Origin of the sequence: Herbiconiux sp., assembly GCF_023264855.1 — a bacterium.
In the GTDB taxonomy this organism is placed as follows: Bacteria; Actinomycetota; Actinomycetes; order Actinomycetales; family Microbacteriaceae; genus Herbiconiux.
This window is the reverse complement of record NZ_JAHFUW010000083.1, coordinates 1-10150: the sequence shown is the minus strand read 5'-3', so window position 1 is coordinate 10150 and position 10150 is coordinate 1. Positions and strand designations below refer to the sequence as shown.

Genomic DNA, 10150 nt, shown 5'->3' with positions numbered 1-10150 from the left:
GGGTCGGCTTTGGCCGAGCGGATGCGGCGGCACGGGTGCGGGTGGCGGTTTTGCCGGCGGGCTCGCGCGGCGGAGCGAGTTCGGGGTCGGCGGCGGCCCGCCAGAGGTGCAGGCAGAGGTAGGAGCGCCAAGGGGCGTAGGGGGCCGACCACTCGGCGAGACCGCGCGGGGTGTCGGGGATGCCGAGGCGGCGGGCTCCGGTGCGCACGGCGACGTCGCCCGTGAGCAGCACGTCGGGGCTGCCGAGCACGCGCATCGCGAGGTAGCCGGCCGTCCATTCGCCGATGCCGGGGATCGCGGTGAGGCGGCGGCGCAGCTCCGCGGGATCGTCGCCGAAGCTCAGTTCGAGCTCTCCGGATGCCAGCAGCTCGGCCACACGCACGACCGTGTCGATCTTCGCGCGCGGGCCGGTCAGCACGGCACGCGCGTGCTCTGCGATCTGCACGGCTGTCGGGAAGAGCAGGGTGGGTGGCGTCTCGGTGACCGCGGCCGGCGCATCCGGAGCCGTCGAGCCCGGCTCGCTTCTGGAAGTCGCCTCACGGGGATCATGCGACTCGGCGGTGGGCCCACCCGTCTCCCCCGCCGCGTTCGCTCCCCCGGGGAACGGGGAGCCGGCCGCGACCGCGAGACGGTGCAGCAGGGTGCGGGCGGCGGCGACCGTGATCTGCTGGCCCAGGATGGCGCGGAACAGCATCTCGTGCGGGTCGACGGCCCCGGGCATCCGGATGCCGGGCAGCGCGCGAACCCGGTCGGCGAGCAGAGCGGCACCGGTGGCTGGGCCTGCAACGGCAGTTCCGTCGCCCCCGCCTACGAGGTCGCCATCGGAAGCGAGGGCGGCACCGGGCGCTGAAGCACCCCCGTCACCGGAGGTCAGGGCGGCGCCGAGCGATGGAGCACCGCCACCACCAGAGGCGTCACTACCACCGCCGCCCACGAGCGCGGCGTCGATCGCCACGGGGTCGGCGTCGAGGTCGAACAGGCGTCGGATGCGCGCGACCAGCACCGGCAGGTCGCGCAGCACGGTGAGACGGGCGTCGAGCACCAGGTGCCGCCGACCATCGCGCACGGTGAACCAGGCCGGACCGCCGGGAAGCGTCAGGGAGCGGGAATAGCTGTCGGGACCGGTGGATTCGATGCCCGGGATCGCCCGCACCGCGAGCCACGCGAACACCCCGGCCGCGTCGAACGGCTCGCGGTAGGGCAGCTCGAGGCGGATCGCGCCGGGCGTGGCGTGCGGGTGCCGTGACGGCCGCTCGCGGATCTGCGTGGGCGAGAGCCGGAACACCTCCGACACGGTGTCGTTGAACTGCCGGATGCTCGCGAAGCCGGCCGCGAAGGCGATGTCGGACATCGAGAGATCGGTGCCCGTGATGAGGGTGCGCGCCGTCTGCGCGCGGTGTGCCCGGGAGAGTGCGAGCGGGCCGGCTCCGAGCTCCTCGCGCAGCACCCGCGTGAGGTGGCGGGTGGAGTAGCCGAGGCGCTCGGCGAGCCCGTCGACGCCGTCGCGCTCGATGACCCCGTCTCCGATCAGGCGCATGGCACGGGCGGCGAGGTCGTCACGCAGGTTCCAGGCGGGAGTGCCGGGCACGGCTTCGGGCAGGCAGCGCTTGCACGCCCGGTAGCCGGCTTCGTGGGCGGCCGCGCTGGTCTCGTAGAACGTCACGTTGGCGGCCTTCGGGGTGCGCGCCGGGCAACTGGGCCGGCAGTAGATGCCCGTGGAGCGCACCGCGGTGATGAACTGCCCGTCGAAGCGCGCATCCCGGGAGAGGATGATGCGGTACCGCTCGTCGAAGTCCATGCCTCGAGTCTCACACGCCCCACCGACCCTCACTAGCGGAAATCGGACACGGCAGTGGTGGCCCCGCTCGCGGAGCCCGCGCGCGACAGGCGGGGACGCGGGCGGGTGTCGGTAGGGCGACGTAGGGTCGGGGCATGAGGCGATCGATCGTTCCCCCGTATCTGCTGGCCCGGATCGCGCGCGCCGACGCGTTCGGCATGGAGCGCGCCGCCGCCGCCGCCCGGCGATCGCTGCTCGCCGATCCTCCGCTGCGCGAAGAACGCGACGAACGGATGCGCGAAGCCGCCGAGAACACCGGCGGAGATCAGCGGTCCGGCGCCCGCAACGGGCTGCTCGCACCCCGCACCGCTGCGGGGAGCCCGGCTGCGGCATCGGCCCCCGCCGTGCAGCGCACCGTCTTCGACGCGGCCGGCACCGAGACGTTGCCGGGGCGGGTGGTGCGGCGTGAAGGCGATCCGGCTGCCGCCGACATCGCGGTGAACGAGGCCTACGACGGGCTCGGGGCCACCCACGCCCTGCTCTGGGAGGCGTTCGGCCGCGACTCGGTCGACGGGCGCGGCTTGGCGCTGAACGCGACGGTGCACTACGGCGACGACTACGACAACGCCTTCTGGGACGGCGAGCGGATGGTGTTCGGCGACGGCGACGGCGAGGTGTTCGGCCGCTTCACCGCCTCGCCCTCGGTGATCGGCCACGAGCTGGCGCACGGAGTGACGCAGTACACCGCCGGGCTCGTCTACCAGGGCCAGTCGGGCGCGCTCAACGAGTCGTTCTCCGACGTGATCGGCGCGCTCGTCGAGCAGCACCGGCTCGGGCAGAGCGCCGAGGAGGCCAGCTGGCTGATCGGGGAGGGTCTGTTCACCGCCGCCGTCGAAGGGCGGGCGCTCCGCTCGATGCTCGAGCCGGGCACGGCCTACGACGACGACGTTCTGGGCAAGGATCCGCAGCCGGCCTCGATGGACCACTACGTCGACACCGCCGACGACAACGGCGGCGTGCACCTGAACTCCGGCATCCCGAACCGCGCCTTCGCGCTCGCGGCGACCGAGCTCGGCGGGCCCGCCTGGGAGCGCGCCGGCCGGGTCTGGTACGACGCGGTCGCGGGGCAGCTCGCCTCCACCGCCGACTTCGCGACGTTCGCGGCGGCCACGGTCACGGCATCCGGAGCCCGCTTCGGCGCGGAGTCGGCCGAGACCGCCGCGATCGTGCGGGCATGGCGTACCGTGGGCGTGAGGAGTGATGAACCAGCCCCAGGATGACCCCACCCCGCCCTCCGCAGAGAGCTCAGCGCAGGCAGACCCGAACGCGGCGTCGGATGCGCCGGCCCGGGCGCTGCGCATCACGGTCGCGCGATCCGGCGGCGTGGCAGGCATCGCCCCCACCTGGAGCATCACCGCCACCGAAGAGCCCGACGTGGACTCGTGGCTCTCGCTTGTGGAGTCGTGCCCGTGGGACGCCCCCGAGGGCGGTGCGGCGGGCGACCCCGGTGACGCAGGTAGCATCGCGGGTGGTGGCACGGGTGTTGCTGATGGCGGTGCGGGTGGCGGTGGAGCGGGGCAGCCCGACCGCTTCGTCTACACGATCCGGGTGGTGCTGGCCGAGCCCTCCACGCCGGACCCCGACGACGAACGCGACGCCCGCGTTCCCGAACGCGCCCTCGGCCCGTGGCGCACCCTCGTCGACCGGGTCAAGGACGCCAGCACCTCCCCCTGAACGCGGGTCAGCCGAAGACGCCGTTGACGTAGTCGTAGGTGCGGGAGTCGAGCGGGCTCGAGAACATGGCCTCCGTGGCGCCGTGCTCGACGATGTGGCCGGGGCGGCCCTGCGCGGCGAGGAAGAACGCGCACTGCGTGGAGACGCGCTGGGCCTGCTGCATGTTGTGGGTGACGATGACGATCGTGACGTCGTTCACCAGCTCGAGCATCGTCTCCTCGATCACGCGCGTCGACGTCGGGTCCAGAGCCGAGCAGGGCTCGTCCATCAGCAGCACCTTCGGGGTGACCGCGAGCGAGCGCGCGATGCACAGGCGCTGCTGCTGACCGCCGGAGAGGCCGCCGCCGGGCGCCCGGAGGCGATCCCGCACCTCCTTCCAGAGCCCCGCCTTGATCAGGCACGACTCGACGAGGTAGTCCTTGCGGTCGCGGTCGGCCTTGGTTCCGGTGAGCTTGAGGCCCGCCAGCACGTTGTCGTAGATCGACATCGCCGGGAACGGGTTCGGCTTCTGGAACACCATGCCGATGCTCTTGCGCGCATCGACGAGCTTGCGCGAGGGGTCGTAGATGTCCTCGCCGTCGATCAGCACCTCGCCGGCCAGGCTCGCCGAGGGGATCAGCTCGTGCATCCGGTTCAGGATGCGCAGGAAGGTCGACTTGCCGCATCCGGAGGGCCCGATCAGCGAGGTGATCACGCCGGCCGGCATGGTGAGCGAGACCCGGTCGAGCACCTGGTGGTCACCGAACCAGGCCGTGATGTTGCGGGCGTCGAGCTCGGCCAGCGACGGCCGCTCGAGGGTCGGCAGCAGCAGCTGCTCGTAGCTCTGGGCCGAGGCCTGGCCCGATATCTGCTGCTGAGCGAGCGGCACGGTGGGAACCCAGTCCCGCGGACCGGAAGCCTGACCCTTCATGATCTTGCGCTGTTCACGACGGCTGATCGGGGGCATCACCGTGGTGACGTCGTCGGGAGCCGTGGTGGTTTCGTTGTCAGTCATAGGAGTTCTCTCTGGTCACAGCAGGTTCGGGAGCAGCAGGTTCACCTGGTCGGCCACGAGCAGCCCGGCCAGGAACATGACGGGCACGAACACCACCCACATCTTCTGAGCGCCGACCCGGCGGTAGGCCCAGACGGCGGCGATCTCGGCCACCACGAAGAACTGCAGCGCGAACACGAGGGCCCACACCTGCGAGGAGTCGGTGGCGAGCTCGGTGGCCTGCGGGGGCAGCGTGGTGTACGACGACTGACGCTGGCCGGCGGGCTGCGTGGTGGAGACGAGCTGCGCATCCACCCGGGCGATGCCGGTGGGGATGTAGGCGGCGCCGCGCGCGGTCTCGAGAATGAGCCGGCTCTCCCCCGCCTTCGGGCTCGGCGGCGCGGGGTCGCCCGCGTAGCGCACGCCGATCACAGCGAACTTCTGGATGCCCTGGCCGGTGAGCACCGAGAAGGTCGCCCCGGGCGCGAGCTCCTGGATGCGGCTGAACGGGCCTCCGTAGGCCGCCGAGCGCGCCATGACCACGCTCACTCCCGCCTGGCCCGGCAGCACGGTGTCGCGGCGGTGCCCCGGCCCCGCCTTGGTGTCGGCCGAGGTGGTGCCCTCGACGATGACCTCGCTCACGCCGATCGAGGGGATCTCGATGATCGCGACCGGAGCGCCGTCGACCAGCAGGGTGTCGTCGAACGCACCCTCGCTGACCGGCGCGGTGCCCGCCGCCAGCTGCGCGCGGTAGGTGTCGGTGAGCTGCTGCTGGGAGACGGCGTGCTGGAGGTGGCTCAGCACCATCAGGTTCAGCGCGAAGGCGAACAGGAGGGCGGCGACGAGCGCGAGCGCGCTCCGGGCGAGCACCTGCTGAGCGGTCAGCGGTGCCAGCGGCTGCATCGAACGCGGCATCCGCTTGGGCATCCGCGGCGGCTTGGGCGGCTTCGAGGGGCCGCTCGGCCCACCCGGCCCACCCGGCCCACCCGTCGGCGGCAGCAGGGGCGGCCCCGGGGGAACCGGCGGCTGCCCGGCCGCGGGCGACGGCGCCTCGATCACGGTCGAGCTCACGCGGTCGACTCCGCCAGCGCGGGTTCCGCGGCGGCACCCGCGGCGACGGCGCCCGGCACGGCCGATCCGGCCCGGATCAGCCGCACGACGGCGTAGGCGGCCGCGCCGATCGCGGCCAGCGCCAGCAGGAACCACGGTGGCAGGAACACGAACGTGTCCCGCGTGAGCGGCGCCAGCTCCACCCCGTCGACGGTCTCCGGCGGCGTCAGCGTCACGTGCGCGGTGGCGAACGTCCACTGGCCGACCCCGCTCAGGGTGGCGTCGACCACACGCGACTCGTCGGGCTTCAGCCCGGCGACATCCACGGGGCCCACCGCGTTGATCTCGCCGCCGAACGGGTTGCTCACCCAGAACCGCGCCGTGCTGTCGATCGTGGCGTTCGAGACGTTCCGCACGGTGAAGTGCACCTGCAGGTCGCCGCTCAGCGGATCGATGGAGGGCGCGTAGGCGGTGCCCAGCCCGCTGATGTACAGGATGCCGCCGATGCTCTGCTCGTCGTCGGCCACGGCGGGCGTCACCTCGGGCCCGGTGACGACCACGTCGCCGTTCACCGTGGTGCGTGTGGTGGTGTTCGAGGTGGTGCCGGCGCCGGGAGGTGCGACGGCGGTTCCGGATCCCGGGCCGACGGTGACGGTGATGTTCACGCCGTCCGGGGCCGGGTTCTCGGCGGCCAGGGCGGCACTGCCGCCCGCGAGTGCGCCGAGCAGCGCGAGCACCGCACCGGCGCCGAGCAGCGGCACGAGCACGGAACGCCCCGCCCGGAGCCCGGTCGGCCGCGGTCGGTGCGGGTTCACCGCGACGCGTCCGTACCGACGGGCACGACGCCCTCGTCGCGGGCCTTCCGGCGCGCTTCGGCTTCGGTGTAGGCGATCCAGTCGCGCGCGGTCTTCTCGTCGCGCGCCCGGCGCAGGCGAAGGAACCCCCAGATCGCGGCGGCGATCACGAGCAGCACCAGTAGCAGCCACGGCACCGCGAACGTGACCGTGTCGCGGTTCACCGTCGGCAGCGCTCCCGGGTCGAGGGCGTCTGCGTCGACCGTCGGCTGCATCGAGACGTACGGGTTGAGGTAGCCCAGCTGACCGGTGCCGTTCACGGTCATCGTGATGGTGCGGGTGCTGCCGGGCAGCATCTCGGCCAGCTCCTGGCGGGTCTGCTCCCCCGTGCCGATTCCGAGGTAGGTGTTGACGCCGGCCACCATCTCGGCGCCGAGCGCGACGTTGCCGCTGTTCTTCACCGTGAAGGTGATGGTGGTGTGGCCGTCGAAGGGGTTGAACTCGCCCTGGTAGTCCGCCGCGATGCTGGAGATGGTGAGAGCGGGCTGCAGGTCGCCGGGAACACGCACGTAGAGGCGGGTGGCGACGCGACGGTCGACCAGGATCTGCCCCTCGGCCGTGGTGACCGAGATCACGATGCCGGCCGCGTGGTCGCCGGGGGCGGCGTCGGCGGGCACGGTGATGCTGAACGGCACGACCTGCTGGGCTCCGGGATCCAGGGGGATCTCCAGCACCTTCTGGCCGCCGTCGAAGGCGACCCAGTTGCCGGCGCCCGTCGGCGTGGCGTCGGTGTCGAGCAGGCCGTACGATCCGTCGTCGGTGTTGTAGGCATCCGTGGCGAACACCTTCATCACCTGCGCGGTGCTGCCCGTGTTCTTCAGCACGTAGTAGTCCTCGAGCACCTGGCCCGGGGCCACCTGATAGCTGAAGCGGCTGCGGCCGTCGGGGCCGGTGTCGCTGGAGGGCGAGCCGGAGATGCCGTCGGTGTCGTCGGCACGGGCGGGCACGGCGGCCGACGCGGCGACCATGCCGGAGGCCAGGACGAGGCCCACGAGCGCAGCGGCGACGAGCCGGCTCAGGCGGGCGGGGCGCACGGGGTGGGCTGCGCGGATCGGGTTCGGGATGACAAGCACAGTTGATTAAGCCAGCGCCAGTTGTCGACGGTGCGGCCTCATGGTGTCCGGAACGTGAACGCCCGATGCACGAGAACGGAGGGGGCCGCGATCGCTCGCGACCCCCTCCGCCGGGGTGATGCCGGTGGTGCTACTTCGAAGCGAGCGTGAGCGTGAGCTTCGAGGTGTAGGTGCCGGCCGGCATGTTCACCGGCGACACGAACTTCAGGTCGGCGTTGAACTTGGCGGTGCCGGCGGCGGCCGTGTCACCGGTCTGTGCGAACACCGAGGGGTACGTCGCCGAGCCCGCGACCTGCGGGTTCGCCAGCGTGACCGCCGCGTTCGGCTCGACCAGCTTGGGCGCGACACCCAGCTGCGAGGCGTTGATGATCTTGCTGGAGTCGGCCGCGTTGGTGAACTGCGTGACCGTGGTCGTCAGCGTCCAGCCCGGGTGGGTCTGGAAGCGCTCGTCGACGACCGAGAAGTCGCCGAGCGAACCCGTCGAGGTCGATAGGCCGTCGACCAGCGCCGGGTTGCCGATGGTGGCCGTGTTCGACGCCGGGGCGACCAGGCTGAGCGCACCGTCGGGAGCCGAGGTGGTGACGGCCTCGAGGTTCACGTCGAACGAGTCCGCCGAGGGCTCGGGGTCGACCGGGCCGCTGCCGTCGGGCGTGGCGAAGGTCCACTTGCCGTTGGGCTGCACGGTGATGTACGTGAAGTACACGTCGCCGTCGGCGAGGTTGAGGTTGTTGTTCTTCATGAACGCGAACCCGATGCTGAAGTTGCCACCGGCGCGCACGGTCGACTGGTTGCCGAGGATCTGTGCTCCCAGCGTGACCGCCGGGTAGATGACATCCTTGGTGCCGGTCTTGAAGGCGCTGTCGGCCCAGGCGGTCCACTGCGCGGGGGTGTGCTCGGATCCGCGCGGCGAGATGAACGTGCGGACGGTCTCGCCGTCGGGCGTACCGGGGAACACGGCCTCGATGTCGGCCGGGTCGGCGCTGGGCATGCCGATCAGGGCGTAGTCGAAGTCGAGCTCGGTGCCGGCGGGGATGATCGAGCCGTCACCGGCGTCGCCGATGTAGTACGGGCCCTTGGAGCCCACGGTGGGCGGGACGGTGTCGGCGGCGTGGGCCGCGACGGCGCTGCCCGCGACGAGCGCGACGACGACGACGCCGACGGCCGCGGCGCGGACGATGTTCTTACGGAACATGGTTCTGTGTGCCTTTCTGAAGGGTGTGACGAGCGACTAGAGGGTCGCGTACGCGCGGATGATGGTGGTACTGGAGGGAGCGAGGAAGCCGAACTTGCGCTTCACCGCACCCGTGGTGCTCGCGAAGGTGCCCGTGTTGGTGAGGCTCTGGGTCTTCGAGGGGTCGAGCAGGTTGGCGAGATTCGCGTCGTACTTCGCGTCGGAGGAGTTGATGCGGGCGTACTCGACCACGAGGTAGGTGTCGCGACCGAACGGCGCGGCGTTGTAGAAGGTCGAGTTCGGAACGAGCGAGGTGCCGGTTCCGGTGAACGGCGCGACGCCGTTCGGGCTGCCGAGCTTCACGTTGACGGCGCTGGCGGCGGCGATCGTGTTGACACCGGTGACGCCGTTGGCCTGCGCGACCCAGCTGGCGGCCGAGAACGGGATGATCTCGTCGGCGCCGAGGATCGACGCGTCGTTCTCGGGCGTGGTGTTGGCGGTCGAGTCACCGACGGTGGTGCCGAGGGTGGTGACACCGATCGCGCTGAGGAAGAACGAGCGGGTGCCCGAGCTGCTCTGCGGGATGCGGGGCTTCACCACGGTCGAACCGATGGTGACGGGGGTGTTCGACTCGTAGATCTGCTTGAGCTGCGCGGTGGTCAGCGCGGCCAGGTCGGAATTGGTGCCGTTGTACGCGTACGCCACGGCGTCGCGGCCGTAGGGCACGTAGGCGAGCAGGCCGTTGGTGTTGGCGTTGGAGCCGGCACCGCTGGAGGACCGGGCGATGTCGACCTGACCGGTGATCACGCGCGCCGGAACGGCGGCGTTTCCGGTGTACGTGTTGCCGGTGATCGAGGCGCGGAGCGCGGTGACGCCCGCTCCCGAGCCGGCCGGACGGCCGAAGTACGCGCCGCCGGTCTTGGTCTGGATGGCGGTCGAGCCGAAGGCGTCGAACGATCCGAGGCTGGTGCCGGCCGAGGTGACGCGCACCGGCGCGCCGCCGACCGAGGTGCCGTTCAGCAGAGCGTTGGTGGAATCCTGGAGGGTGTCGGAGCCGACGAGCACGTAACCGTTGGAGACGGGCTCCGCGTTCGCGGGCAGGGCGAGGCCGAGGCCCGCGAGGGCGACGCCGACCGCTGCGCCGAGCGCAACGACTTTCTTCATCTTCACTGTGAATGGTTCCTTTCGGGATGGGGTTTCGCGCATCCGCGGTGCGAAGGCGTCGACTTGGCATCCAGACGGCCGGGGTGGCCTTCTGGACGGGCTCCAAGAAGAGGGGGCATCAGAGAGGTCTCCGGATGCGGGTCAGGATCGGCACCGCGAGAGCGGCGAGCAGTCCTGCCAGGAGCGCGATCGGCACGGCGGCGCTGATCGCCCCGAGCTTCTGATCGGCGGGGGTGGCTTTGCCCACGAGCGAGCCCGCGGCGGTTCCGGATGCCGACGGGCCGGTCGCCGGGGCGGCCGCGGCGGGCACGGCTCCCGGTACGGCGACGGGCGCGGCAGCCGCGGCGGGCGGGG

Annotated in this window: 10 protein-coding genes; 2 read left to right on the top strand and 8 right to left on the bottom strand. The window is 71.8% G+C overall.

The window, feature by feature from the left end; genetic code table 11:
- Positions 1-1798: Ada metal-binding domain-containing protein (locus Q0D75_RS20520; protein WP_291057656.1), on the bottom strand; the 1798-nt coding region annotated here is incomplete at its 3' end.
- A 134-nt stretch (positions 1799-1932) separates the two neighbouring features.
- Here Q0D75_RS20520 and Q0D75_RS20515 point away from each other — a divergent pair.
- Both Q0D75_RS20515 and Q0D75_RS20510 read left to right on the top strand, forming a co-directional pair.
- Complete coding sequence (locus Q0D75_RS20515) at positions 1933-3057, top strand: M4 family metallopeptidase (RefSeq protein ID WP_291057654.1); 1125 nt, start codon at positions 1933-1935, stop codon at positions 3055-3057.
- Complete coding sequence (locus tag Q0D75_RS20510) at positions 3038-3511, top strand: protealysin inhibitor emfourin (RefSeq protein WP_291057652.1); 474 nt, start codon at positions 3038-3040, stop codon at positions 3509-3511. Before Q0D75_RS20515 ends, Q0D75_RS20510 begins: the two co-directional genes overlap by 20 nt.
- Before the next feature lie 7 nt (positions 3512-3518).
- Here the strand turns inward: Q0D75_RS20510 and Q0D75_RS20505 are convergent, their stop codons facing one another.
- The 7 genes from Q0D75_RS20505 to Q0D75_RS20475 form a co-directional block, all read right to left on the bottom strand.
- Positions 3519-4292, bottom strand: coding sequence for a phosphate ABC transporter ATP-binding protein (locus Q0D75_RS20505; protein ID WP_291057658.1), 774 nt, complete (start codon positions 4290-4292; stop codon positions 3519-3521).
- A gap of 228 nt (positions 4293-4520) precedes the next feature.
- Entirely contained in the window at positions 4521-5555 is a 1035-nt protein-coding gene (locus tag Q0D75_RS20500) for a sortase (protein WP_291057650.1), read from the bottom strand.
- On the bottom strand, positions 5552-6301 hold the full coding sequence (locus Q0D75_RS20495; protein WP_291057648.1) for a hypothetical protein: 750 nt from the start codon (positions 6299-6301) through the stop codon (positions 5552-5554). The genes Q0D75_RS20500 and Q0D75_RS20495 overlap by 4 nt, the downstream gene beginning before the upstream one ends.
- A gap of 44 nt (positions 6302-6345) precedes the next feature.
- Positions 6346-7461, bottom strand: a complete 1116-nt coding sequence (locus Q0D75_RS20490; RefSeq protein WP_291057646.1) for a hypothetical protein — start codon at positions 7459-7461, stop codon at positions 6346-6348.
- A gap of 130 nt (positions 7462-7591) precedes the next feature.
- Complete coding sequence (locus Q0D75_RS20485; RefSeq protein WP_291057644.1) at positions 7592-8653, bottom strand: hypothetical protein; 1062 nt, start codon at positions 8651-8653, stop codon at positions 7592-7594.
- 36 nt (positions 8654-8689) lie between these two features.
- Positions 8690-9796, bottom strand: coding sequence for a hypothetical protein (locus Q0D75_RS20480; protein ID WP_291057642.1), 1107 nt, complete (start codon positions 9794-9796; stop codon positions 8690-8692).
- Positions 9797-9914: 118 nt separating this feature from the next.
- A partial coding sequence (locus tag Q0D75_RS20475) for a hypothetical protein (protein ID WP_291057641.1) occupies positions 9915-10150 on the bottom strand: 236 nt, incomplete at its 5' end.

Excerpts from the sequence above, each read along its gene's own strand:
- Q0D75_RS20515 (WP_291057654.1), top strand. The coding sequence starts at position 1,933 with ATGAGGCGATCGATCGTTCCCCCGTATCTGCTGGCCCGGATCGCGCGC.
- Q0D75_RS20510 (WP_291057652.1), top strand. The coding sequence starts at position 3,038 with ATGAACCAGCCCCAGGATGACCCCACCCCGCCCTCCGCAGAGAGCTCA.
- Q0D75_RS20480 (WP_291057642.1), bottom strand. The coding sequence starts at position 9,796 with ATGAAGAAAGTCGTTGCGCTCGGCGCAGCGGTCGGCGTCGCCCTCGCG.
- Q0D75_RS20485 (WP_291057644.1), bottom strand. The coding sequence starts at position 8,653 with ATGTTCCGTAAGAACATCGTCCGCGCCGCGGCCGTCGGCGTCGTCGTC.